The organism is Microbacterium sp. (assembly GCF_036566905.1).
Classification (GTDB): Bacteria; Actinomycetota; Actinomycetes; order Actinomycetales; family Microbacteriaceae; genus Microbacterium.
Genome location: NZ_DATCVK010000012.1, coordinates 1 through 22694, shown reverse-complemented (window position 1 = coordinate 22694; position 22694 = coordinate 1). Strand labels below are relative to the sequence as shown.

General features: G+C 71.8%; 24 protein-coding genes and 1 tRNA gene. 5 read left to right on the top strand and 20 right to left on the bottom strand.

The annotated features are described in order from the left end of the window. Nucleotides 1-72 precede the first annotated feature (72 nt). From VIP82_RS01585 to VIP82_RS01540, 10 genes are all read right to left on the bottom strand, one after another. Nucleotides 73-252 carry a hypothetical protein gene (locus VIP82_RS01585; protein WP_331905549.1) on the bottom strand — a complete coding sequence of 60 codons (180 nt, stop codon included), beginning with the start codon at nucleotides 250-252 and terminating at the stop codon, nucleotides 73-75. A gap of 70 nt (nucleotides 253-322) precedes the next feature. Beyond that, nucleotides 323-395 (bottom strand) — tRNA-Leu (locus tag VIP82_RS01580). A gap of 72 nt (nucleotides 396-467) precedes the next feature. Next, nucleotides 468-1904 carry an NAD(P)/FAD-dependent oxidoreductase gene (locus VIP82_RS01575; RefSeq protein WP_331905561.1) on the bottom strand — a complete coding sequence of 479 codons (1437 nt, stop codon included), beginning with the start codon at nucleotides 1902-1904 and terminating at the stop codon, nucleotides 468-470. A 34-nt stretch (nucleotides 1905-1938) separates the two neighbouring features. Further along, nucleotides 1939-3216, bottom strand: a complete 1278-nt coding sequence (locus tag VIP82_RS01570; RefSeq protein ID WP_331905548.1) for a S8 family serine peptidase — start codon at nucleotides 3214-3216, stop codon at nucleotides 1939-1941. Next, the gene (locus tag VIP82_RS01565; RefSeq protein ID WP_331905547.1) at nucleotides 3213-3731 is read right to left on the bottom strand and encodes a DUF501 domain-containing protein; all 519 of its coding nucleotides are present in this window, start codon (nucleotides 3729-3731) and stop codon (nucleotides 3213-3215) included. Before VIP82_RS01565 ends, VIP82_RS01570 begins: the two co-directional genes overlap by 4 nt. A 92-nt stretch (nucleotides 3732-3823) precedes the next feature. Beyond that, nucleotides 3824-4375: an FtsB family cell division protein gene (locus VIP82_RS01560; RefSeq protein WP_331905546.1), complete on the bottom strand. Its 552-nt coding sequence runs from the start codon at nucleotides 4373-4375 to the stop codon at nucleotides 3824-3826. Between the two features lie 36 nt (nucleotides 4376-4411). Then, the gene (eno, locus tag VIP82_RS01555; protein WP_331905545.1) at nucleotides 4412-5692 is read right to left on the bottom strand and encodes a phosphopyruvate hydratase; all 1281 of its coding nucleotides are present in this window, start codon (nucleotides 5690-5692) and stop codon (nucleotides 4412-4414) included. A 142-nt stretch (nucleotides 5693-5834) separates the two neighbouring features. Further along, nucleotides 5835-6521, bottom strand: a complete 687-nt coding sequence (locus VIP82_RS01550; protein ID WP_331905544.1) for an O-methyltransferase — start codon at nucleotides 6519-6521, stop codon at nucleotides 5835-5837. Between the two features lie 31 nt (nucleotides 6522-6552). After that, nucleotides 6553-7572 carry a DUF1648 domain-containing protein gene (locus tag VIP82_RS01545; protein ID WP_331905543.1) on the bottom strand — a complete coding sequence of 340 codons (1020 nt, stop codon included), beginning with the start codon at nucleotides 7570-7572 and terminating at the stop codon, nucleotides 6553-6555. Then, nucleotides 7562-7918 carry a GntR family transcriptional regulator gene (locus tag VIP82_RS01540; protein ID WP_331905542.1) on the bottom strand — a complete coding sequence of 119 codons (357 nt, stop codon included), beginning with the start codon at nucleotides 7916-7918 and terminating at the stop codon, nucleotides 7562-7564. Before VIP82_RS01540 ends, VIP82_RS01545 begins: the two co-directional genes overlap by 11 nt. A 99-nt stretch (nucleotides 7919-8017) precedes the next feature. Between VIP82_RS01540 and VIP82_RS01535 the strand changes: the two genes are divergently transcribed. After that, on the top strand, nucleotides 8018-8533 hold the full coding sequence (locus tag VIP82_RS01535; protein WP_331905541.1) for a PaaI family thioesterase: 516 nt from the start codon (nucleotides 8018-8020) through the stop codon (nucleotides 8531-8533). Here the strand turns inward: VIP82_RS01535 and VIP82_RS01530 are convergent. Further along, nucleotides 8518-9255, bottom strand: coding sequence for a helix-turn-helix domain-containing protein (locus tag VIP82_RS01530; protein WP_331905540.1), 738 nt, complete (start codon nucleotides 9253-9255; stop codon nucleotides 8518-8520). The two genes, VIP82_RS01535 and VIP82_RS01530, sit on opposite strands and share 16 nt — an antisense overlap. Nucleotides 9256-9371: 116 nt before the next feature. On the opposite strand from VIP82_RS01530, the gene VIP82_RS01525 reads away from it, so the two are divergent. Further along, a complete protein-coding gene (locus VIP82_RS01525; protein WP_331905539.1) occupies nucleotides 9372-9878 on the top strand; it encodes a VOC family protein in 507 nt (168 codons plus the stop codon). Nucleotides 9879-10002: 124 nt separating this feature from the next. On the opposite strand, the gene VIP82_RS01520 is transcribed toward VIP82_RS01525, so the two are convergent. After that, on the bottom strand, nucleotides 10003-10821 hold the full coding sequence (locus VIP82_RS01520) for an SGNH/GDSL hydrolase family protein (RefSeq protein ID WP_331905538.1): 819 nt from the start codon (nucleotides 10819-10821) through the stop codon (nucleotides 10003-10005). Nucleotides 10822-10886: 65 nt separating this feature from the next. Then, nucleotides 10887-11327: a YdeI/OmpD-associated family protein gene (locus tag VIP82_RS01515; protein WP_331905537.1), complete on the bottom strand. Its 441-nt coding sequence runs from the start codon at nucleotides 11325-11327 to the stop codon at nucleotides 10887-10889. A 76-nt stretch (nucleotides 11328-11403) separates the two neighbouring features. Here VIP82_RS01515 and VIP82_RS01510 point away from each other — a divergent pair, with 76 nt between their 5' ends. After that, complete coding sequence (locus VIP82_RS01510; protein ID WP_331905536.1) at nucleotides 11404-12657, top strand: APC family permease; 1254 nt, start codon at nucleotides 11404-11406, stop codon at nucleotides 12655-12657. 16 nt (nucleotides 12658-12673) lie between these two features. Here the strand turns inward: VIP82_RS01510 and hisS are convergent, their stop codons facing one another. The 3 genes from hisS to VIP82_RS01495 all read right to left on the bottom strand — a co-directional run bounded on the left by hisS (nucleotide 12674) and on the right by VIP82_RS01495 (nucleotide 16027). Then, on the bottom strand, nucleotides 12674-13969 hold the full coding sequence (gene hisS / locus VIP82_RS01505; RefSeq protein WP_331905560.1) for a histidine--tRNA ligase: 1296 nt from the start codon (nucleotides 13967-13969) through the stop codon (nucleotides 12674-12676). A gap of 82 nt (nucleotides 13970-14051) precedes the next feature. Beyond that, nucleotides 14052-14813, bottom strand: coding sequence for a nucleoside triphosphate pyrophosphohydrolase (locus tag VIP82_RS01500; RefSeq protein ID WP_414684603.1), 762 nt, complete (start codon nucleotides 14811-14813; stop codon nucleotides 14052-14054). Between the two features lie 53 nt (nucleotides 14814-14866). Then, nucleotides 14867-16027 carry a Na+/H+ antiporter NhaA gene (locus VIP82_RS01495; RefSeq protein ID WP_331905534.1) on the bottom strand — a complete coding sequence of 387 codons (1161 nt, stop codon included), beginning with the start codon at nucleotides 16025-16027 and terminating at the stop codon, nucleotides 14867-14869. Nucleotides 16028-16199: 172 nt separating this feature from the next. Between VIP82_RS01495 and VIP82_RS01490 the strand changes: the two genes are divergently transcribed. Both VIP82_RS01490 and VIP82_RS01485 read left to right on the top strand, forming a co-directional pair. Next, a complete protein-coding gene (locus tag VIP82_RS01490) occupies nucleotides 16200-18872 on the top strand; it encodes a phosphoenolpyruvate carboxylase (RefSeq protein WP_331905533.1) in 2673 nt (890 codons plus the stop codon). Between the two features lie 69 nt (nucleotides 18873-18941). Beyond that, nucleotides 18942-19112, top strand: a complete 171-nt coding sequence (locus VIP82_RS01485) for a hypothetical protein (protein ID WP_331905532.1) — start codon at nucleotides 18942-18944, stop codon at nucleotides 19110-19112. A gap of 88 nt (nucleotides 19113-19200) precedes the next feature. On the opposite strand, the gene VIP82_RS01480 is transcribed toward VIP82_RS01485, so the two are convergent. From VIP82_RS01480 to VIP82_RS01465, 4 genes are all read right to left on the bottom strand, one after another. Continuing rightward, complete coding sequence (locus tag VIP82_RS01480; protein ID WP_331905531.1) at nucleotides 19201-19908, bottom strand: DUF2652 domain-containing protein; 708 nt, start codon at nucleotides 19906-19908, stop codon at nucleotides 19201-19203. 40 nt (nucleotides 19909-19948) lie between these two features. Beyond that, the gene (locus VIP82_RS01475; RefSeq protein WP_331905530.1) at nucleotides 19949-21634 is read right to left on the bottom strand and encodes an MFS transporter; all 1686 of its coding nucleotides are present in this window, start codon (nucleotides 21632-21634) and stop codon (nucleotides 19949-19951) included. Nucleotides 21635-21721: 87 nt separating this feature from the next. Beyond that, nucleotides 21722-22321 (bottom strand): gamma carbonic anhydrase family protein, encoded by a 600-nt coding sequence (locus VIP82_RS01470; RefSeq protein ID WP_331905529.1) that lies wholly within the window; start codon nucleotides 22319-22321, stop codon nucleotides 21722-21724. 104 nt (nucleotides 22322-22425) lie between these two features. Further along, nucleotides 22426-22694: VOC family protein (locus VIP82_RS01465; protein ID WP_331905528.1), on the bottom strand; the 269-nt coding region annotated here is incomplete at its 5' end.

Sequence of the window (22694 nt, the reverse complement as noted above, 5' to 3'; positions counted from 1 at the left end):
AAGGTGCCGCGGACGCCTGCGATGACAGGATCATGAGAGCGTTCGCAGGCGTGCGACAGCCGACCAACGGCGTCAGTCCTTCGCCCTCGCGGCGCGCTCCTGTTCGACCTCGTCCTCGGCACCATAGACCGCGATCGGCGGGGCACCGAGCAGCAGCGCGGTGAGCTTCCACCACCAGCCGCTCTTCGGCGCCTTCTGCTCGCGCGCGCTCCGACCGTCCGCGCTCCGACGGTCCGTGCCGTTCTCGCTCATGCCGAGGCCCCTTCGCCGCTTTTGCCCAGGCTAACGCGTCTTCTCAGGCACCGCGAGGGTGTGCAGCCGGTGCCCCCGGTGGGATTCGAACCCACACTCGAGCGATTTTAAGTCGCCTGCCTCTGCCGTTGGGCTACGGGGGCCGACCGCGTTCCGCCGGGAACGCGAATGCCGCAGGCTCATCTTGTCAGACGAGCCTGCGGCATTCCGCGGGCCTACTTCGCTGCGACCTTCTCGGCGTCGGCGGCCTTCGCGGCGGGCTTGCGCGCAGGGGCCTTCTTGGCCGGCGCGACCGCAGCGGCGGGCTCGACCGGCGCCTCGACGGGCTGCGGCGGACGCGGACGCGCTGCGAACTCTTCGAAGACGTACCGCGGGTTCTGCACCGTAGACAGGTTCACCATGTCGCGGCCGAGCCAGAAGTTGTTCCACCAGCCCCACAGCACGCGCCACTTGCGCTCCCACGACGGCATCGCCAGGCCGTGATAGCCGCGGTGCGCGATCCACGCGATGGGTCCCTTGAGCGCGAGCTTGCCGGACTGGAACACGCCGACCCAGAGGCCGAGGCCCGCGACGGCGCCGAGGTTCTTGTGGTAGTACTCGCGCGGCAGCTCGCCCCGCAGGACGCCGACGAGGTTCTTCGCGAGGAGCTTCGCCTGGCGCACCGCGTGCTGGGCGTTCGGGACGCAGTAGCCGCCCACGCCACCGCCGGTGAGGTCGGGCACGGCCGACACGTCTCCGGCCGCCCAGGCGCCCTCGACGATCTCGTCCTCGCTGCCCACCCGCAGGTCGGCGCGGGTGCGGATGCGACCGCGCTCCTCGACGGGGAGGTCGCCGCCGCGCACCACCGTGGGGTTCGCCATGACGCCGGCGGTCCAGATGATGAGGTCGCTGGGGATGGTCTCGCCCGTGGAGAGCTCGATGTTGCCGCCCACGGCTCCGGTGACCTGCGTGTCGAGGTGGACCGATGCGCCGCGCTGGGCGAGGTTCTTGAGCACCCACTCGCTCGTCTTCAGCGACACCTCGGGCATGATGCGGCTCATGGCCTCGATGAGGTGGAAGTGCGTGTCGTCGAACGTGATCTGCGGGTAGCTCTTGACCAGCGACGAGGCGAGCGAGCGCAGCTCGGCGAACACCTCGATGCCGGCGAACCCGCCGCCGACCACCACGACGGTCAGCAGGCGGTCGCGGTCGGGACCCGGGGGAAGCGTCGACGCCTTGTCGAAGTTCGACATCAGCCGGTCGCGGATCGCGACGGCCTCTTCGATCGTCTTCAGGCCGATCGCGTTGTCGGCGATCCCGGGGATCGGGAAGGTGCGCGAGACGGCGCCGGCGGTCACGACGATCTGGTCGTAGGCGAACTCGTACGGCTCGCCCGCGATCGGGGTGATCGTGGCGACCTTGCCGGCGTGGTTGATGCCGGTCACCTTGGCAGCGACGACGTTCGTGCGCTTGAGGTGGCGGCGCAGGGCCACGACGGAGTGGCGCGCCTCGATCGAGCCGGCCGCGACCTCGGGGAGGAACGGCTGGTAGGTCATGTAAGGCAGCGGATCGACGATCGTCACTTCCGCCTCGCCCTTGCGCAGATGCTTCTCGAGCTTCCAGGCCGTGTAGAAGCCTGCGTATCCGCCACCGACGATGAGGATCTTGGGCACGGTGTTGGTCACGGTTTGGAGTACTCCTCCTGTGTCAGCGGCTCGGCGCGCGGGACGCCAATCGGATGCGTCGGACAGCAGCGGTGACGCCGAGCGCCACCAGTATAGCCGTCGCTGTGACCAACAGGAGCGGCAGGGTGCCGTAGACGACGGTCTCCCGGTCCGGGAGCAGCGGCGAGGAGACCCGCGTCGCGGCGTCGGCGTCGGGGAGAGCCGGAACCTCGACGCTCGGCGCCGGCTCCTCCGGCATCGGCGCCACGGGCGCCCGGCGATACAGCCGCACCCAGTCCTCGAGGCTGCCCATCGGGTTGGCGGTCACCGTCGGGAGGCTCGCCGTCACGGCCGCCGCGGCATCCACGAGTCCATAGCCGTACAGCACGTCGGGCACTGCGGTGACGCCGGCCGCGGGACGCGCGGTCTTGACGATCCGGTTGATGACGTTCGCGGCGTCGAGGTCGGGGTGCGCAGCCCTCACCAGTGCCGCGATGCCGGCGACGATCGGGGCGGCGCCGCTCGTGCCGTCCCACGAGACCAGCGTCGAGTCGGCCGACACTCCGACGAGCTCCTCACTGGGCGCCGAGACGCCGATGGTGATGCCCTGCGTGGACGCGTCCACGCTCGCCTTGCCGGAGCGGTCCACACCTCCCACGGTCAGCACGCCGGGGATGGTGGCCGGCGCGCCGACGCGGGTCGTGCCGCTCCCCCGGTTGCCGGCGGCGACCACGATGACCACGTCGTGGTCGAACGCGTACAGGAACGCGTCGTCCCAGCTCTCGGGCCAGTCCGGCACATTCGTGGTGAGCGACATGTTGATGACGTCGGCGCCGTTGTCGACCGACCAGCGGATCGCGTCGGCGATCTGGTCGGCGAAGGGTCGCTGCGCGGATGAGCCGAAGGCGACCGACACCGACAGCAGCTGCGCTTCGGGCGCGACGCCGATCATGCCGGTGGCGGGGCCGGTGCCCCGGGCGGCCGCGAGCGACGCGACCCAGCTGCCGTGATCGGCGTCGACCGCACCCACGGGCGTGCGCCCGTCGGACGAGCCGACGCCGGAGACATCCGTGCCGCCGGCGACGGCGCCGTCGAACTCGACCGGTCCGCGGCTGATCCCGGTGTCGATGACGGCGATCTTCACGCCGGCGCCGCGCGTCGTCTCCCATGCCTTCTCGACGCCGTAGTCGTCCAGCCAGTACTCCGCGGCGCGGACCGGATCTTCCTCGGTGGGCGCCGCCTGGGCCGCCACGGGACCCGCCACGATCAGCGTCGCGGCGACAGCAGCCGACGCGAAGGCGGCGAGGGCGCGGCGGATCATCCGCCCGATCCCGGCTGCGCGCACACGCAGCGCTCGGGCGACCACGACGAGAGCGCGAGCGCGCGGTCGCCGATCGGATTGACCCCGGGACCGGCGGCGAGGGCGTGTCCGGCGAGCGCGTGGAGGCACTTGACGCGCGTCGGCATGCCCCCGGCCGAGATGCCGGCGATCTCGTCCACCTCGCCGAACGCGGAGCGGTCGCGCAGGTACGCCTCGTGCGCGAGCCGGTACGCCGTGGCGACCTCCTCGTCGTCGGCCAGCACGTCGGAGAGCTCCCGCATGACGTGGTCGGCCTCGAGGACCGACATCGCGGCGGTCGCAGCCGGGTGCGTCAGGTAGTAGAACGTGGGGAACGGCGAGCCGTCGGGGAGCCGCGGCGACGTGGCCACCACGGTGGGGTTGCCGCACACGCAGCGCGCCGCGATCCCCACGACTCCGCGGGCCGGGCGACCGAGCTGTTCGCGAAGCACGGCCAGATCGGCATCGCTGACAGGGGGGTATGGCGGGGTCGTCACAGAGCAGCTCCTTGGTCGGGCCCAGGGTACCGGCGCCACCTGGGACGGTGCTGGACCGCGATACCGCTGAGCGGTCGGCGCGATCGGGGCGGTCAGCGCGTCGGCGTGGACGAGGGTTCGGGGTCGGGGACGCCGACGGTGACCGGCGTTACGGTCTGGGCGAGCCCCGCCGCCGTCACCGAGCGGACGAGTTTCGACATCCAGTCCGCATCGGCGGCCTCGAGCTCGTCGCTCACCGGCTCCTGCTCCTGCGGCGCGAGCTCGGGCGGCAGATCGTCGTCGACGAGGTAGACGACCTCACCGGGCTTGACGTAGTACAGCCGCTCGCGCGCCTGGGTGGTGATGTAGGCGGGGTCCTGCCAGCGCTCGCGCTGGGACTCGAGGTCGGCCACCTCGTCACGGCTCAGCTGCACGGCCGCCTCGAGCGCGGCGACCTGCTGACGCTGGTCGACGTAGGTGCCGATGGTGGGAACGAGCACGAAGGCGGCGAGCACGACCAGGCCCATCATGATCACCATGAAGCCCGAGAGGCGGATGCCGCCGAGCCAGCCCCGCACGTCGACGGGGCGCCGCGCGCTCACGGGCCGGCGGCGCGGTGCCGTCGCACTCGGGGGACGAGAAGGGGGAGCCGTCGTCTTGGCCACGGCTCCCCCTCACGTCGACTTCAGGCTGTCAGCGCATCAGCCCTTGAACCGGGGGAACGCTCCGCGGCCCGCGAACACCGCGGCCTCGCCGAGCTCCTCTTCGATGCGCAGAAGCTGATTGTATTTCGCGACGCGCTCGCTGCGGGCGGGCGCGCCGGTCTTGATCTGACCCGCGTTGACGGCGACCGCGAGGTCGGCGATCGTGGTGTCCTCGGTCTCGCCCGAGCGGTGCGAGAGCATCGAACGGTAGCCGTTCTGGGTCGCCAGAGCGATGGCGTCGAGGGTCTCGGACAGGGTGCCGATCTGGTTGACCTTGACCAGCAGCGCGTTGGCGACGCCGAGGTCGATGCCCTTCTGCAGGCGGGTCGGGTTGGTGACGAACAGGTCGTCGCCGACGAGCTGCACCTTCGAGCCGATCTTGTCGGTGAGGGCCTTCCACGCGTCCCAGTCGTCCTCGGCGAGGGCGTCCTCGATCGTGACGATCGGGTAGTTCTCGACGAGGTCGGCGAAGTAGTCGGTCAGCTTCTCGGCCGACCACGGCTGGCCTTCGACGGTGTACACGCCGTCCTTGAAGAACTCCGTCGCAGCGACGTCGAGGCCGACGGCGATGTCGGTGCCGGGGGTGAAGCCGGCCTTCTCGATCGCCTGGATCAGGAAGTCCAGACCCTCGCGGTTGCTGGGCAGGTCGGGGGCGAAGCCGCCCTCGTCGCCGAGCCCGGTCGCGAAGCCCGCGGCCTTCAGCTCGCCCTTGAGGACGTGGTAGACCTCGGTGCCCCAGCGGAGCGACTCGGCGTACGTGTCGGCGCCGATCGGGGCCAGGAAGAACTCCTGGAAGTCGATGCCGTTGTCGGCGTGCTCGCCGCCGTTGATGACGTTGAACAGCGGAACGGGCAGGACGTGAGCGTTGGGTCCGCCCAGGTAGCGGAACAGCGGAAGGTCGGCCGAGTCGGCTGCGGCCTTGGCGACCGCGAGCGAGATGCCCAGGATCGCGTTGGCGCCGGTGCGCGACTTGTTCTCGGTGCCGTCGGTGGCGATGAGGATCTCGTCGATGACGCGCTGCTCGCTCGCCTCGACGCCTTCGATCGCGGGGCCGAGTTCGTCGATGACGGCGGCGACGGCCTTCAGAACGCCCTTGCCGCTGTATCGGCTCTTGTCGCCGTCACGCAGCTCGTACGCCTCGAAGGCTCCGGTCGACGCGCCGGACGGCACGGCCGCGCGCTGGACGATGCCGTCGTCCAGCAGCACCTCCACCTCGACGGTCGGGTTTCCACGCGAGTCGAGGATCTCGCGGGCGCCTACAGCCTCGATCTGTGCCACAGGGGTTCTCCTTGCTTAGGGTGATTCGCTGGAGCGTCGTCGGTCCGCCCCTCAGCCTACTGACCCGTCGCCGCGTTGTGACGACGGTCCCGGCGCACGCTCACCCGGGTGCACCCGGCCACGGCATCCGTCAGGGCGGCGGTCACACGACCAGCGCGATCGCGATGCCGTCGTAACCCTTCGCGTCGAGCGTCTGGATGGCCGTCGCATCGAAGCGGGGGTCGCGGCCGAGCATCTCGAGACCGCGCTGCACGCCGATGATCTGCGGATTCTCGGTCGCGGGATTGGCGACCTCGCCGCCGCGCACGGTGTTGTCGACCATCACGACGGTGCCCGGCCGCCCCAGTCGCGCCGCCCAGTCGAGGTAGATCGTGTTGGACTCCTTGTCAGCGTCGATGAAGACCAGGTCGAACGGCTCGTCGCCTTCGAGGGTGGGCAGGACGTCGGCGCCGCGGCCGAGTCTGATCTCGACCTTCTCGCCCACTCCGGCGCGGTCGAGGTTCGCGCGCGCCAGCTCCGCGTTGCGGGGCTCCGCCTCGATCGTCACGACGTGTCCGTCGCCGGGGATGCCGCGTGCCAGCCAGATCGTCGAGTACGCGGCGAGCGTGCCCACCTCGAGCACCCGGCGCGCTCCCGAGATCCGCGCCATGAGGTGCAGCAGCTTGCCGTTCACGGGTGCGACCTCGATCGCCGGGAGTCCGGCATCCTGCTGATCCGCGACCGCGCGCTCGAGGTCGGGATCGTGGCCGACGAGCAGCTCCGTCAGGTACGCGTCGACACGGGACCACTTCTCGGGGGTGGGCCAGGTGTCGGGTGTGGGTTCGGCCATGCCCTCAGCCAATCCGGCCGCGGACCGGGCGTCAAGGCCTCGTGGCCGCCCGGGTGACCAGAGCCTCGAGCAGCGCGGCGCCCGTCCCCGCGTCGTCCACGGTGACCACGAACCGCTTGCCGCTGCGGCGGAGCACTTCGATCGCCTCCCCGGCGCGCAGCACCACACCGAAGCGCCTCCCGGTCGACAGGCGCAGACCCCAGCCGCCGAACTCGCCCATCGGGTTCACGTCCACGCCCGCGGCCGATTCGATGTCGCCCAGCGGCACGTGGAATCGCGGGATGCCGAGCACCGAGTCGACGTGCAGCCCGCTGTCGTCGACGCGGACGTGGAAGGCGAGGGTGGTGGCCGCGAGCGCCAGGAGCAGCACCGCGATTCCCACCAGGAGCCACACCAGCAGCGGATCCGCGCCGGTCACCGCCGCCACCACGGCCGACAGGACGATGACGAGCACTCCCGCGAAGATCGCGATCGCGGCGCCCCGGGCGATGCTGGTCGTCCGCATCCAGAGCGCCTGCTCGTGCGTCGACAGGGCGAGCGGGGTCGCCGGCGGGGTGGCGGCATCCGCCGACTCCTCACGAGGCTGGATGACCCACGCCGCCACGCCGACGACGGCCGCCGCGACGAGCGACGCGACGAGGGCGGGCCACACCGCGGGCGCGTCTGCGGAGCTGTCGAGTCCTGCCTGCATGGCGAGCGTCCACGTCAGCGCCACGGTCACGAGTGCCGACATCCCGGCGGCCGTGGCGCCCATCAGGCGGTAGGTCGCCCCGCGATCGCCCCGGCGGAGACCGGGGAGTGACGTGAGGGCGATCAGCAGTGGCACCCCGAGGCCGAAGGCGACGGTCGCGATCGGCTGCGTCCACGCGGGTGCGAACCGGTCCGCCTCGCCCGAGGCGTTCCAGTGGACGGCGATCGTGGCGGGCAGCTGCGGCAGCAGCAGCAGCTGCACGGCGACGGCGAGCGCGACGAGCGCGACGGGAAGCCACACCGCGACGAGCATGAATCGCCGCAGGACGGGGCGGGGCGGGGCTGTGCCATCAACGGTCACGGGCGATCTCCTTCACGAGGGCGGCGAGGGCGTCGGGTGAGAGTCCCGCCGCGCGCGCCCGCGCGACGAGGTCGTGGATGTCGTGGCGGAGGTCCTCGAGCGTGCCCGCCTGCGCCGTCACCACCGCGCCGCGACCGCGGCGGAGTTCGACGAGGCCTTCGTCGCGCAGGTCCTGGTAGGCGTGCAGCACGGTGTGCACGTTGACCCCGAGCGCAGCGGCGATGTCGCGTGCGGCCGGAAGCCGGTCGCCCGGACGCACCCGCCCGGCCGCGGCATCCGCCCGTACGGACGCGGCGATCTGCGCGAACAGTGGGGCGTCACTCTCGGGATCAATGCGGAGGAGCATGCACTAATTCTAATATCACTAGAATAACCCCGGATACCATTTGTGGGGATCCGCCAATCGACTTCTCCGTGCTCACCCGCCTCGGTCATCCTGAAAAACATGCGCGTGACTCCCCGACGCCTCGCTCTCGGCATGAGCCTGTGGATCCCCAACCTGTTCAGCGGCATCCGCGTGCGGAGGTTCGCCGACGACTGGACGAGCGTCACCGTCGAGCTGCACGTCAACGTCTTCACCCGCAACTACGTCAAGACGGCGTTCGGCGGGTCGATGTCGGCGATGACCGATCCGTACTACTTCATGCTCGTGATGCACCAGCTCGGACGCGACTACGTCGTCTGGGACACCCGCGGCGAGATCGAGTTCCTGAAGCCTGGCCGCGGCGTGCTCACGGCCCGCTTCGAGGTGCCGCGCGAGAAGGCCGAGGAGCTCCGTGAGCGCGCCCACGGCGGCGCCAAGGTGCTGGAGTGGTTCGAGACCGACATCACCGATGCGGCGGGCGAGGTCGTCGCCCGCGTCCGCCGCGAGGTCTACGTCCGCGAGAAGAAGCGCGTCACCGCGACGAAGGTCCCGCCGCACCCCGGGCAGCGCGAGGACGCGCCTCAGCGAGCGCGGTAGTCCGACGCGGTGAACCCCAGCACCGCGCGGAAGTCGTTCGCGAGGTGCGCCTGGTCGGCGTAGCCGAGCTCGGCCGAGATGTCGGCCAGAGCAGCATCCGGATCGTCGCGCACCCGCTGCGCCGCCTCCTGCAGCCGCCGGCGCCGGATCATCGCGGCCGGCGACAGGCCGACCGTGCGGTGGGCGAGCCGCTGCAGCGTGCGCACCGAGACCTTGAGACGCTCGGCGGCGTCGTCGACGCGGAGGACCTCGGCATCCGACGTCAGGAGGTCTGCCATCGCGTTCGCGAGCCGCGCCTCGGGCGTCAGAGCGCCGACCCGCTCACCCAGCCAGTGCGAGACGACCGCGGCGGCGGCCCCGAGATCGGGCATCGCCGCCGACACGGTGCGCGCCAGCTCCGGCTCGTCCAGCGCGGAGTGAGCGTCGACGAGTTCGCTCGGCGCACCGTGGAGCCGCGCGAAGGCGGCGGGTTTCAGCACGGCGCCCACGGCCCAGCCGCTCCCCCGCAGCACGCGCTCCGACGTCCGCGTCGTGGCGCCCCACCGGGTGACGCCACCCGGCTCCACGGCGAGATTCGCCGCCGGATAGCCGAGGATCGGCTGACGCGATTCGACGCCATCGGGCAGGTCCCCCTCGGGGAACCAGAACCATTCCACGAGATCGGATGCCGCCGTCGGCGGCGCGAGCCGCGTGAAGCGCGGCAGGCGCTCGGGGTACAGCACGCCGCGCGTCGGATCCGTTACAGGGTCACACGCTAGTGCGGCGCGCCGACACATGCCCGCCGAGGGTGTCGCGAATCTTCAAGCCTGCGGCATCCGCCCCGCGTGAGCATGGGCATATGACCACCCAGAACACCACCGGCGTGACCGGTGCCCACACCACCGACGGCCGCCCGCACGGGGCGACGAGCCTCACCCCCTTCCTCGCGATCCGCGGGGCGAAGCAGGCGCTCGACTTCTATCGCGACGTCTTCGGCGCGCGCGTGACCGACGTCACCGAGTTCGACGGCGCGGTCGTGCACGCCGGGCTGGACTTCGGGCTCGGCTACCTGCAGCTGGGCGAGCCCTCCCCCGCCTACGGGCTGGTCGCGCCCCCCGACGGAGACGAGGACTGCTATTCGATCGGCATCTACGTGCCCGATGTCGACGCCGTCACCGCCCGCGCGGTGGCCGCCGGCGCGACGGTGCGCGAGGAGCCCTCGACGTTCGTGTCGGGCGACCGCTACGCGAGCGTGCGCGACCCGTTCGGCGTGCGCTGGTCGATCATGACGCGCGTCGAGGACCTCTCCGAAGAGGAGAGCGCGGCCCGCGTCGCCGAATGGGCCGCGTCCGTCAGCGCCGGCTGAGACCGCGCCGAATCCGCCCGCGATCCCGCCGCCCCGACGAGACCCCGACAGGTCGACCCGGCTTCCACAGGAGATCTGCTCGCGAAACGTCCTGCGCAGGCGCGGTCGACCTGTGGACGGCGGGTCAGTCCTGGCGCGCGCTGACCGACTCGAGCTCCGCGAGCAGAGCCGGCAGCAGCGCCTCCGCGGTGCGCCGGTATCCCAGTGCGCTCGGATGGAACCTGTCGAGGCTGAACATCTCGTCGGGCTGGGTGACGAAGAACGGACCCACCGCGCGCCTCAGCGACACCGGTCGCGCACCGGACCGATATGCCGCCTCGGCCTGGGCGTGGGCGAGCTGGCGCGACAGCCGCGAGCCGAGCGCGCGCAGCGGCTGCGGCACGGGTCGCAGCGCGCCCAGGTCGGGACACGTTCCGACCACGACCACGGCGCCCCGAGCACGCAGCCGCAGGATCGCCTGTTCGAGGTGCGCGATCGAAGTGGGCACGGGAACGCGGTGGGTGATGTCGTTGCCGCCGACGACGATGACCGCCGCGTCGGGCGTGTAGTCGGCGGGGAGCCCGTCGACCTGCTCGGCGAGCACCGACGACTCCGCCCCGACGATCGCAGCCGTCCGCAGCCGCACCGGGCGGCCGAGCTTGCGCGCGAGCCCTTTCGCGAGCCGAGCACCCAGCGTGTCCTTTCGGCGCTCGGCCCCCAGGCCCGCGGCGATCGAATCGCCGAGCACGACGAGGTCGACGGGGTCGCCGTCGAAGCGCCGCACCCAGATCCGGTCGGCGTCGAGCGCCTCCTCCCCCAGCGGCTTGCCGATGCGACGACGGGCGACGACAGCCTGTCGTGACAGCATCGCCCGGCCGCCGAGGAGCACGAGCCCTGCCCCGAGGGCGGCGCCCGCGAACGCAGCGGCGACGGCACCCGGGCCGACCTCACGCGCACGTCGCATGCCGTCATGCCACAGCATCCGGATGAACGGATGCCGTCATCCCGGTGACGCACCGGGGGCGCGGGCTAGGACGCGCCGACTTCTGCCAGTACCGCCGCCACGCGGCGTTCGCGGGTCTCGGGGCGCTTGGCCTCCGACACGCCGCGCGCGAGCTCCTTGCGGCGGCTGAACGACAGCGCGTCGAACGCGGCGCGCGCTCCCTCGGCGTCGAGCGCCTGAGCCAGGTCGGCGGGGACCTCGATCTCGCGGTCGGCGGTGTCGAGGTCGACGGTCGCGTCGACCTCGTCGCCGATCTCGACGCCGAGCTCGGCGCGCACCGCCTTCGACAGGCCGATGAGGTTGCGCCCGTCCATCACGCCGAGCCGCACGCGGGCGCGGCGCTCGCCGATCCCGACCACGACAGCGGCACGCTTGCCGCCTCCCAGCTCGGCGACCTGCGCATCGGTCAGTTCGATCGCGGTGGCGGGCCCCATCGGCGCCAGTACGGCGTGGATCTGCAGCGTCATGGGCTTATCCTGGCCGGTCGGAGCCGGCCCGTGCACCCCCGATCCGCCGTTCGCGCGAGCGCGCTAAAGTTCGCGCGTGACGTCCCCCTCCCTGCAGCGCCGGCTCGGCCTCGGCGACGCCGTGTTCATCGGTCTGGGCTCGATGATCGGTGCCGGCGTGTTCGCCGTGTGGTCACCGGCGGCGGATGCCGCGGGCACGGGCCTGCTGATCGGTCTGGCGATCGCCGCGATCGTGGCCTTCGGCAATGCGACCTCGTCGGCGCAGCTGGCCGCCGCGCACCCGACCTCGGGCGGGACGTACGCCTATGGGCGCGCGGAGCTCGGCCCGTGGTGGGGCTTCATCGCGGGATGGGGGTTCGTCGTCGGCAAGATCGCCAGCTGCGCGGCCATGGCCCTGACATTCGCCGCCTACGCGGCGCCCGCCGGATGGGAGCGTCCCGTCGCGATCGTGGCCGTGGTCGCCCTGACCGCGGTCAACTGGTTCGGCGTGACCCGCACGGCGGGCGCCGCCCGCGTGATCGTCGTCGTCTCGCTCGGTGCGCTGGCCGCGGCCGTCACGGCCGCCTTCTCGACGGACGCGGTCCCGGGCTGGTTCTCTGCCGAGACGCTCCGGGCGGGCGGCGGCTACGGCATCCTGCAGTCCGCCGGCCTGCTGTTCTTCGCCTTCGCCGGCTACGCGCGCATCGCCACCATGGGCGAGGAGGTGCGCGATCCCCGGCGTGTGATCCCGCGCGCGATCGTGATCGCGTTCCTGGTCGCACTCGCGGTGTACGCCGTCGTGGCCGTCGCGGTGCTGAGTGCCCTGGGCCCCACTGGCGTCGCCGCGTCGACGGAGCCGGTGGCCGACGCCGCCGCGCGATCGGGGTGGGGCTGGATCGGCGTGGTCGTGCGCGTCGGCGCCGCGGCGGCCTCGCTCGGTGCGCTGCTCGCGCTGATCGCCGGGGTGAGTCGCACGGCGTTCGCGATGTCGCGCGAGGGCGATCTGCCTCGCCTCCTCGATCGGGTGCATCCGCGGTGGGGTGTTCCGCACCGCGCGGAGCTGGCGGCGGCATCGGTGGCGGTGGCACTCGTCGCGCTCGTCGACCTGCGAGGGGCGATCGGTTTCTCGTCGTTCGGCGTGCTCCTGTACTACTTCGTCGCCAACGTCGCCGCCTTCCGCCAGGCGCCCGACGCGCGGCGCTACCCGATGGCTCTGCAGATCGTCGGCGCGATCGGATGCCTCGTCCTGGCGGCGACGCTGCCGTGGCAGTCCGTCGTGGGGGGCGTGATCGTGGTGGGCGCGGGCGTGCTCTACCGGGTGATCCGCCTCCGCATCGCGCGGCAGGACTGACCGCGCGCCACGCGGCTCAGGCGAGCGGCTTGACCGCGAGGTCGTCGGCGGTCGTGCCCGCCGTCACGGTCGCGAACGCCGTGTATCCGTCGGACGCTGCACGCTCGAGCAGCGCCTTGAGGTTCTTCGTCCGCTGCTCCAGGCGCACACGCGAGCCCTGTCGCACGAGCCCGGCCTTGAGCGCGAGGAGACCGGCCTCCGGCACGTCGCGGTCGTGGACCAGCACGACGGCCGGAGCTGCGGCACCCGTCTGCTCGGCGACGAGGTCGACGATCCGCTCGAAGCCGATGGAGAAGCCGACCGCGGGCACGTCCTGACCGAGGAACCGGCCGATCATGCCGTCGTAGCGGCCGCCACCGCCGAGCGAGTAGTCGACCGAGGGGTGGGCCAGCTCGAAGATCGTGCCGGTGTAGTACCCCATGCCGCGCACCAGGAACGGGTCGAACACGAGCGGGATGTCGCCGGCGAGCTCATCGCCCGCCGTGGCGGCCCGCGCCGCGGCCGCCGCCTCGCCGATGCCGACGAGGTGCGCCACGATCTCGTCGGGGGCGTCCGCCGGGAGCGCCTTGCGGATCTGGCGCTCGCCGTACGGGTGGTATTCGAGGGTCATCGGGCGCCGGAGGAACGCCTCGAACGCGTCGATCGCCGCCGAGTCCGGCCCCTGAGCCTGTCGAAGGGCCCGCTCGCGCAGCTCGGCGACGATCCCCTCGGGCCCGATCTTGTCGAGCTTGTCGATCGTGATGAGGACGCCGGGGCGCTCCTCGGCGCCGAAGCCGAAGCTGTCGAGCATCCACTCCAGCACGCGGCGGTCGTTGATCCGCACGCTCCCGCCCTCGAGCCCGAGGGCATCGAGGGTGTCGAGCGTCGCGACGACGAGCTCGGCCTCGGCGCGCGCCGAACCGTCTCCGATGATGTCGATGTCGCACTGCACGAACTGGCGGTAGCGGCCCTTCTGCGGTCGCTCGGCGCGCCAGACGGGCGCGATCTGGATCGAGCGGAACACCGACGGCAGCTGGCCGCGGTTGGTGGCGTAGAACCGGGCGAGCGGCACTGTCAGGTCGTAGCGCAGGCCGAGATCGGTCAGGCTCGCGGGATCGTCGGCCGCGGCGCGGATGGCATCGGCGTCGAGACCCCGCTTGAGCACGTTGAAGGCGAGCTTCTCGTTGTCGCCGCCGATGCCCGCGTGCAGCCGTGCGTACTCCTCGACCACCGGCGTCTCGATCTCGTCGAACCCGTGCGCGCGGTAGCGCTCGCGGATGACGGCGAGCACGCGCTCGCGACGGGCCTTTTCAGCAGGGAGGAAGTCGCGCATGCCGCGCGGCGGATTGACGGATGCCACGCAGCCATCTTTTCAGATGGCCGCGCGGGGCTGATCCCACCGCACCCCGACGTCCTCACCCGTCGGCGGGGTCGGCCTCGGCCGCGCGGATGTCGCGCTCGAGGCCGCGCAGCCGCTCGCGGAGCGCGCGCTCGGCGTCCCAGCCGTTCGCGCGCGCCGTCGTGACGAGGGCCAGCAGTGCGTCGCCGAGCTCCTCCTCCGACGCCGGGCTCGCACTCGCGCTCGCGTCGCTCTCAGGCCGGCGAGAGTTCATCTGGTCGCCGAGGGGCAGGGAAGGACCCGCACCTTCGTCCACCCGCTGTACTCTCGCGGACGCCGAGGGGGCGACGACCGGCGCGGCGGACGCCGAGGGGACGCCGGCGGCGGCGGACGCCGAGGGCGCGTTCACACCGGCCTGGGCCGCCTTGCCCAGGAGCTTCTGGGCGAGGGCGAGGCTCGGCATCCGCTCACTGACGCCGTCGAGCACGCTCGTGCGCGCGCTCTTCTCCGCGGCCTTCGCGGCGTTCCAGTGCACCAGCACCTCTTCGGGCGTGGTCGCCACCGCGTCCCCGAACACATGCGGATGCCGGCGCACCATCTTGTCTGTCAGCCCGCGGGCGACGTCGTCGATGTCGAACGGGGCGTCTGCGTCGCGGGACGCGATCTCGGCGTGGAACAGCACCTGCCAGAGCAGGTCGCCGAGCTCCTCGCGCAGCTCGTCGCGCGACCCCTCCTCGACGGCGTCGATGAGCTCGGCACTCTCCTCCACGAGATACGGCACGAGCGCTCGGTGGTCGATCTGCTGCGTCCATACGCAGCGGTCGCGGACGGCGCGCATGACCTCCGCCGCCTCGCGGAGCGGATCCGATGCGTCGTGCGGCCGCGCGTCGGTCACGTCGTCGTGGATGCGGTCGTCGCCCGCTGCCGATAGTGCCATGCCCGCCACGATACGAGGCCGGCGGCCAGCAGGAGCGAGATCACGGAACCCGCGAGCACGCCGAGCGTCGCCTGATCGCGCAGCGCCGCGGCATCCGTGAAGGCGAGCTCCGACAGGAGCAGCGACACCGTGAAGCCGATGCCGCCGAGCGCTCCGGCGGCGACCAGATCGGCGAACGCGAGCGGCGGCGCGCTTCCCCGGTGCGCGACCCGCAGCGACAGCCAGCCGAACGCGGCGATGCCGACGATCTTGCCGACCGGCAGTGCCACCAGCACACCCCAGAACGCCGGCGACAGCTGAGAGAGCGGCACCGCAGGGATCACGACGAGCGCGGCGGAGAAGGCGAACACCGGCAGCACGACGACGTTCACCCACGGTTCGAGCGCGTGACGCACCCGGAGGGCGGGCTGCTGCGCCATCGCGAGTCCCAGCACGACACCGGCGATGGTGGCGTGCACTCCCGACAGGTACACCAGCACCCAGGTCGTGATCGCGAGCACCACCAGCAGGACGGCGATCGGCACGCGGCCTCGGGTATCGAGCTGCCTGCTCAGTATGCCGAACGCGACGACGGTCACCGCCGCCCCGGCGAGCGCCGCGATGTTCACGCCGTCGGTGAAGAGCACCGCGATGAAGATGATGCCGACGATGTCGTCGAGGATCGCGAGCGCGAGCAGGAACACACGGAGCGCGGGCGGCAGCCCCCTGCCGAACACCGCCAAGACGCCGAGGGCGAACGCGATGTCGGTGGCCGTCGGGATCGGCCATCCTGCGGTCGCATCCGAGCCCCACGCCATGGCCGCGTAGATCGCGATCGGCACGATCACGCCGCCGGCCGCGGCGATCGCGGGCTGCAGCGCCTTGCGGGCGGAGTTGAGCTGCCCGCTGGTGAGCTCGTACTGCAGTTCGACGGCGACGACGAAGAAGAAGATCGCCAGCAGGCCGTCCTTGATCCAGTGTGACAGCGTGAGCTCGAAGACGCCCGGGATGCCGAGCTTGGCGTGCATCGCCGCGTCTACGGCAGGCCAGAGCGCCGAGTTGGCGACGAAGAGACCGAGACCGGCTGCGACGAGCAGGATGACGGCGGGAAAGCGGGCGGAGCGAAGAAGCGACATCGGGCCTCCGTGACAGGATCGCGGGTCGACAATGGTGCGCCGACCAGACTTCCCGGCTCTCCACGGGCCAGTGTAGCGAGCGGGTGGCGCGCCGCTGCGGAAGGCGGCGCAGCGGTCGTCACACAACGTCGGCCGTGACAGCGGGGCGACAGCGCGCCGTTAGCCTGGAGAGATGCGTGAACTCACCCAGACCGAAGCGATCGACCTCGTCGGGCGGTACGAGGCGGAGCAGGCGATCCCCGAGCAGATGCGCAGCGACGTGCGCATGCTGGGCACCCTTCTCGGTCAGGTGCTGCGCGAGAGCGGATCGCCGGGACTGTACGAGGACGTCGAGCGCTTGCGCACCGCGACCATCCAGGCCTACACCGATGAGACGCCCGAGGCCTTCGCCCGTGCCGCCGCGATCGCGGACTCGTTCACGATCGCCCGCGCCGACGAGGTGGCCCGGGCGTTCACCGCCTACTTCCACCTCGTGAACCTCGCCGAGGAGCACCAGCGCGTGCGCATCCTGCGAGAGCGCGACGGACGCCCCGACCGCGAGCAGGCGACCGACTCGGTCGCCGCGGCGTTCGTGCGGCTGGCCGCCGAGGTCGGCGACGACACGGCGCTGCGGCGTCTGCAGAACATGCGATTCCACCCGGTCTTCACCGCGCACCCCACCGAGGCGCGTCGCCGTGCGGTGTCGACCAGCATCCGCCGCCTCGCCACGCTCCTCGAGCAGCACGACGCGTCGCTGCGCGGCGGCGCCGACGAGCGACGGGCGCAGCGGCGCATGCTCGAGGAGATCGACACGCTCTGGCGCACGGCGCCGCTGCGCCCCGAGAAGCCCGCACCCACCGACGAGGTGCGCGCGGTGATGGCCGTCTTCGACGACACCCTCTACACGGCCGTGCCCCACGTCTACCGTCGCGTCGACGACGCCCTGCAGGGGCCCGCCGCGGGCGGCCGCGCACCCGTGGTCCGCCCCTTCGTGCGTGTCGGCTCGTGGGTCGGCGGCGACCGCGACGGCAACCCGTTCGTCACGGCATCCGTCACCCGGAAGGCCTCCGCGATCGCGAGCGAGCACGTGCTGCTCGGCCTCGCCCGCACCGCGAGCCGCATCGGCCGGACGCTGACGCTCGATGCGACGACCACGCCGCCGAGCGACGCGCTGCTGGCGCTCTGGCAGCGCCTGAAGGCCGCCGATGAGGACGCCGCGAAAGACATCGCCAAGCGGTCCCCCGACGAGCCGCATCGCCGCATCGTGCTGTTGATCGCCCGCAAGATCGAGGCGACGCGCGCCCGCAACGCCGACCTCGCGTACGCCGATCCCGAGCACCTGCTGGCCGATCTCCGCGTCGTGCAGGACTCCCTCGTGCAGGCCGGCGCACCGCGCCAGGCGTACGGGCACCTGCAGCAGCTGCTGTGGCAGGTCGAGACGTACGGGTTCCACCTCACCGAGCTCGAGGTGCGGCAGCACTCGGCCGTGCACGCCAAGGTGCTCACCGAGCTCGAGTCCGGCGCCCCGCGCAGCGAGCTCGCCGAAGAGGTGCTCGACGTCATCCGCACGGTCGGGTTCCTGCAGGAGCGCTACGGCCCGCGCGCAGCCGGCCGTTACATCGTGTCGTTCACGCAGTCGGCCGAGGACCTCGCCGCCGTCCACAAGCTCGCCGCGTACGCGGTCGGCCCCGACGGCACGCCCCCTGTCCTCGACGTCATCCCGCTCTTCGAGACCTTCGCCGACCTGCAGGCCGCGCCCCGCATCCTCGCCGAGATCGTCGAGCACCCGGAGTTCGCAGCGCGGCTGGAGGCCACCGGCCGTCGCCTCGAGGTCATGCTCGGCTACTCCGACTCGTCCAAGGACGTCGGACCCGTCGCCGCGAATCTCGCCCTCTACGAGGCGCAGGCGAAGATCGCCGCCTGGGCGGACGAGAACCGGATCGAGCTGACGCTGTTCCACGGTCGCGGCGGCGCACTCGGCCGCGGCGGCGGTCCCGCGAACTCCGCGATCATGGCGCAGCCGCCGCACTCGGTCGACGGCCGGTTCAAGCTCACCGAGCAGGGCGAGGTGATCTTCGCGCGCTACGGCGACCCGGCGATCGCGATGCGGCACATCGACCAGGTCGCGGCCGCGATCCTGCTCGCCTCGTCCCCGTCGAACGAAGAACGCAACCGCGCTGCGGCCGAGAAGTACGCGGGCGTCGCGGCGACGCTGGACTCGGCATCCCGCGAGCGCTTCTTCTCGCTGGTGAAGGCGCCCGGCTTCGCGCCGTGGTTCGCCCGGGTCACACCGATGGAGGAGATCGGCCTGCTGGCACTGGGCTCGCGCCCGGCCCGCCGAGGGCTGTCGGTCGAGTCGCTCGAGGACCTGCGGGCCATCCCCTGGGTGTTCGCGTGGACGCAGGCGCGCATCAATCTCGCCGGATGGTTCGGGCTCGGCACGGCACTCGATGCCGTCGGCGACGAGCCGCTGCTGCAGCAGGCGTACCAGGAGTGGCCGCTGTTCCGCACGCTCATCGACAACGTGGCCATGAGCCTCGCGAAGACCGACGATCGCATCGCGCTGCACTACCTCGAGCTCGGCGACCGCGACGATCTGGCCGCGCTCGTACGCGACGAGATGCGGGTGACGCGGGACTGGGTCGTCCGCATCACGGGCGGCACGGAGCTGCTCGGCAACAAGCCGGTGCTGCAGCGGGCGGTCAAGATGCGGAGCCCGTACGTGGACGCGCTCTCGCTTCTCCAGCTGCGCGCTCTGCGCGCGCTCCGCGAGACTCCCGAGGGAGCCCCGGTCGACCCCGAGCTGCAGCGGCTGCTGCTGCTGTCGGTGTCGGGCGTCGCCGCCGGCCTGCAGAACACGGGCTGACCCGCGGCGAGTGCCGCGACACGCGCGTCGCACCCGGGATCCCCGAGCGCCCGGCGTACCGTAGCGCCCATGGCACGGATCGTCGTCGCCGAAGTCTGCCCCCAGTGCGGGTCGCTCGATGTGCGGGCGACCGAGCCGAGGTGGTTCCGGATCGAGTGGGATCGTCGAGACGCGCTCGATGACGGCTGGGTCGACCGTCTCGAGCTCTGCTGCCGCGACTGCGGCCTGCGCTGGGACTGACGAAGGCGGATCACGGATGCCGCGGGCCATCGGCCGACGCGGCGAGGTCCCCTGACGCCTGGCGAGCATGCATCGGGCGGCTCCCTCGCTATCGCGTGCGACGAGGCTTCCTCGTGCCCAGCATGTAGGGCAGCCCTCGACCCACCGCCGAGAAGGTGCTGCCGAAGCGTGACCGCAGTGTCGGAACGGGTGGCGCCGGGGGGAGGTCGTCCAGATCGGCGACGTCGACGACGTAGGCGTGGATGGTGCCGATGCCCTCGAGGTCCGGCGCAAGCTCGCCTGCGGACTCGGGAAGTGATGCCATGTCGGTGCGGCACAGGTCCTCGGTCAGAAGGACGTACTCCGGGATGCCGACGGAGTTCTTCAGCAGCCGGTGCACCAGGATCACGTCGATGCCGACCAGCTTGGAGCGCCCGCCGACCCGCTGGGTTGCGACATCGCCGACATGCGCCACGAATTTCAGAGTGAGATTGCGCGCTTGGCGGCATCCCCCGCACGGGCAGAGGTTCTGCACCACGTACTCGCGCTCGAGATGGAAGGCGCGGTGCATCACGACTGCCAGACGGAGGATGTCGGTGAGGGCCGTGTCGGGATCCCGCGCGGCGGCGCGCCGAGAGAGGAAGGCGGCGTCGCCCTCGATCTCGACGAGCTCGAATCCGGTCGCGGCACGGACGATGCTCTCCAGCATTCGCGCCGTGTTCACCTCGGCGTGCGCGAGTGTCATGCGGTGCGAGCCCATGTACTCGGTGTATCCGCCGATATCGGCGATCAGCAGGGACGTTCGCTCTGTTCCCATGTGCCCGGTTCCCTTCGTCGGTCGTTCATCACAGTTGCTCTCACGATGCCTGCGGCCCGTCGCGCGGGTCGTCCGGCGCATACCGCTCGAGCTCATCCGCCACCGTCGTGGCGGCCGCCTGAGCGCTGGGCGCATAGCCGAGGACGACGGCGGTGAACCGGTCCGCCGTGAGCGCCTTCAGCTCGAGCGGGGTGCGCGCGACCACGGTCGCTGTCCGCGAGGTGCGACGCAGCAGCGCGATCTCGCCGAATCCCTCACCCTCACCGAGGGTCGCGATCACGCGACCGTCGCCGAGCACGTCGGCTCGGCCACTCTCGATCACGTAGTAGTGATCGCCGAGGTCCCCCTGAGTGAAGACGGCACTGCCCGCTGCCACCTCGACCGGTTCCAGCCCGCGCGCGAGCTGCTCGATGGCGGGCAGCGGGAGGGGCTGGAACATGGGCACGCGCTGGAGGAGGCCGACCTCCGCATCCAGCGCGCCGACGGATCGGTCGAGGCCGCGCAGCCGCCACCACGATGCCAGCGCGAGCACGGGACAGAGCATGCCGATCGCGATGAGCGCGCCGTCGACGCCGAGCCACGCGATCATCACCGACGCGATGATCGCGCCGACGCCGATGGAGACGGCAACCAGGCTCTCGAGCACGCCGAAGACGCGCGCCATCAGGGCGTCCGGGGTCAGCCTGCCGATCAGCGTGAACCCGGCGAGGTCGATCAGCGCGTTGCCGACCCCGACGAACGCGAGCAGGACGAGTGCCGCAGCCTGCGCCGGGAAGACACCGACCAGGGCGATGGGCAGTCCCCACAAGGCCACGCCGACGGCGAACCACGCGCCCAGCCGCCGGGTTCCGACGAGCAGCGAGGCCGCGAGCGAGCCGAGGACCGCTCCCACGCCGACCGAGGCCATGAGCGATCCGGCACCCGACTCCCCCATCCCGAGCAGCTCGATGGCGACCACGACCGAGAAGACGGTGAGCGCGCCCCGGGTGAGCGATTGGGCGGCGGCCAGGCCGAGGATCAGCTGCAGATCGCGGCTCCGCCACACGGCGGCGAGTCCTTCCGCCGCCTCCCTCAGCAGGTCGCGTCGGGGCGCCGCCGGCCTCGGCGGCGCGTCGTATCGCACGCGGAAGAGCAGCAGCGCCGCCCAGAACGACGCGAGCGCCGCGACGGCGAACACGACGGAGACGTCGGTGAAAGCCAGCAGGATGGCGGCGACCAGCGGCCCGACGAGCGTCGCGACGGAGTCCAGCAGCCCCCGCACGACGTTGGCGCTGGCCAGTTCGTGCCCGGTGCGGCACAGCGTGGGCAGGAGGGCGGAGTGCGCCGGCCGGAACATGGTCGCCGCGATCGTCGAGACGACGGCGAGCGCGTAGACGACGGCGATCGGACCGGACACGGCCACGACGACCGCCGCGACGGCGGTGGCGGCGCCCCGCACGACCGACACGACGACGAGCACGCGCTCACGTCGCCCGCGGTCGGCGAACGGCGACAGGATCGGCGCCAGCAGCGCCGAGGGCAGCATGCGCAGCAAGCCCACTGCGCCCAGGGCGAGCGCGCCGCCGGCGTTGTACGCGACGATGCCGAGCGCCACCGTGAACGCCCACTCCGCGGTCCATGCCCCGAGGAAGCTCAGCTGCGCGCGCCGCAGATTGGGGTTGCGCCAGTTGCTCGAGAAGGCCCCCACGGCCTGATCGAGCCTCGAACGGGTCCCCAGACGGCCCATGTCGCGACACTATGGCCTGAGCCGACGGAAGGCCAGCACCACGTCGATCTCGCGACCCGCGAGCGTGTGCGGCGGATGCGCGGGTCGTCAGTCCACGCGGCGGTCGTCGACGTGGCGGGCCAGGCTGCGACCGTAGCGCTCGGTGAGCTGCACCATGAGGTCAGGGGTCTCGCGATCGAGTCCGAAGACGTAGCCGGGGAAATCGAGTTCGCGCTGGGCAGCCCAGATCTCTTCGTGGCGGTCGGGCGGAAGGATCCGCACCGGGTCGCCCACGGCCACCCATCCGATCGGAACCATGGAGTCCGGCGGAAGCGTCGTGCGCAGGTGCACGACCGCGTTGATGCGCACTTCGCTGCGGGCACCCAGCCGAGCGCCGTTGAACACGCGCGTGCCGGTCGCGAGGAACACCTCCTCCTCGACCACGGCGCCGGAGACACTGGCCATCGGCCCGACGAGCACGTGGTCTGCGATGTGCACCGGGTTCGTCGCCGTCGCCCGGATGAGGGCGTTCTCCATCACGATGACGTTCTCACCCAGCGTGATCGCGCCGCCCTCGGCGGTGATCACCGCGCCGTGGAGGATCTGGCAGTCGGCGCCGATCTCGACGTCGCCGCTGATCACCGCGGTCGCCGCGACGACAGCGTCGGGGTGGATGCGGGGCTGTGCCCCGAGGTGCTCGAAACGCATCATGCCTCCTCGATCCCGTGCCGGCCCGCCCGTCCTCGGGGCCGTCGCGGTCGGTTCACAGCGTAGTGCGGTGCATCCGCACCGCACCCGGTCGCCGGCGCGCGTCAGTTCGCGTGCTCGGTCAGGCGCCAGTAGTAGCCGCTCGGATCGAGCACCCTGAAGTCGCGGAGACCCCACGGCTGGGCCTGCACGTCGTCGTCGACCGGCCAGCCCTCGTCGGCGATCCGCCGGCGGGCGGCATCCAGATCATCCGTCTCGAGCACGAGCTCCACTCCGACCGGCGGGCGGCGCGGCGCGGCGTCGACTGAGGGGCGCCACGCCGCCCCGACGCGCACGCGACCGAGCTCCAGCGCGACGTAGGCCCACTCGACGT

Bases quoted from the DNA above. Each gene is read 5' to 3' on its own strand.
- VIP82_RS01585 (WP_331905549.1), bottom strand. From the start codon at position 252: ATGAGCGAGAACGGCACGGACCGTCGGAGCGCGGACGGTCGGAGCGCG.
- VIP82_RS01570 (WP_331905548.1), bottom strand. From the start codon at position 3,216: ATGATCCGCCGCGCCCTCGCCGCCTTCGCGTCGGCTGCTGTCGCCGCG.
- VIP82_RS01550 (WP_331905544.1), bottom strand. From the start codon at position 6,521: ATGGCCGAACCCACACCCGACACCTGGCCCACCCCCGAGAAGTGGTCC.
- VIP82_RS01540 (WP_331905542.1), bottom strand. From the start codon at position 7,918: ATGCTCCTCCGCATTGATCCCGAGAGTGACGCCCCACTGTTCGCGCAG.
- VIP82_RS01535 (WP_331905541.1), top strand. From the start codon at position 8,018: ATGCGCGTGACTCCCCGACGCCTCGCTCTCGGCATGAGCCTGTGGATC.
- VIP82_RS01525 (WP_331905539.1), top strand. From the start codon at position 9,372: ATGACCACCCAGAACACCACCGGCGTGACCGGTGCCCACACCACCGAC.
- VIP82_RS01520 (WP_331905538.1), bottom strand. From the start codon at position 10,821: ATGCGACGTGCGCGTGAGGTCGGCCCGGGTGCCGTCGCCGCTGCGTTC.
- VIP82_RS01515 (WP_331905537.1), bottom strand. From the start codon at position 11,327: ATGACGCTGCAGATCCACGCCGTACTGGCGCCGATGGGGCCCGCCACC.
- hisS (WP_331905560.1), bottom strand. From the start codon at position 13,969: ATGCGCGACTTCCTCCCTGCTGAAAAGGCCCGTCGCGAGCGCGTGCTC.
- VIP82_RS01500 (WP_414684603.1), bottom strand. From the start codon at position 14,813: ATGCGCGCCGTCCGCGACCGCTGCGTATGGACGCAGCAGATCGACCAC.
- VIP82_RS01495 (WP_331905534.1), bottom strand. From the start codon at position 16,027: ATGTCGCTTCTTCGCTCCGCCCGCTTTCCCGCCGTCATCCTGCTCGTC.
- VIP82_RS01490 (WP_331905533.1), top strand. From the start codon at position 16,200: ATGCGTGAACTCACCCAGACCGAAGCGATCGACCTCGTCGGGCGGTAC.
- VIP82_RS01485 (WP_331905532.1), top strand. From the start codon at position 18,942: ATGGCACGGATCGTCGTCGCCGAAGTCTGCCCCCAGTGCGGGTCGCTC.
- VIP82_RS01480 (WP_331905531.1), bottom strand. From the start codon at position 19,908: ATGGGAACAGAGCGAACGTCCCTGCTGATCGCCGATATCGGCGGATAC.
- VIP82_RS01475 (WP_331905530.1), bottom strand. From the start codon at position 21,634: ATGGGCCGTCTGGGGACCCGTTCGAGGCTCGATCAGGCCGTGGGGGCC.
- VIP82_RS01470 (WP_331905529.1), bottom strand. From the start codon at position 22,321: ATGCGTTTCGAGCACCTCGGGGCACAGCCCCGCATCCACCCCGACGCT.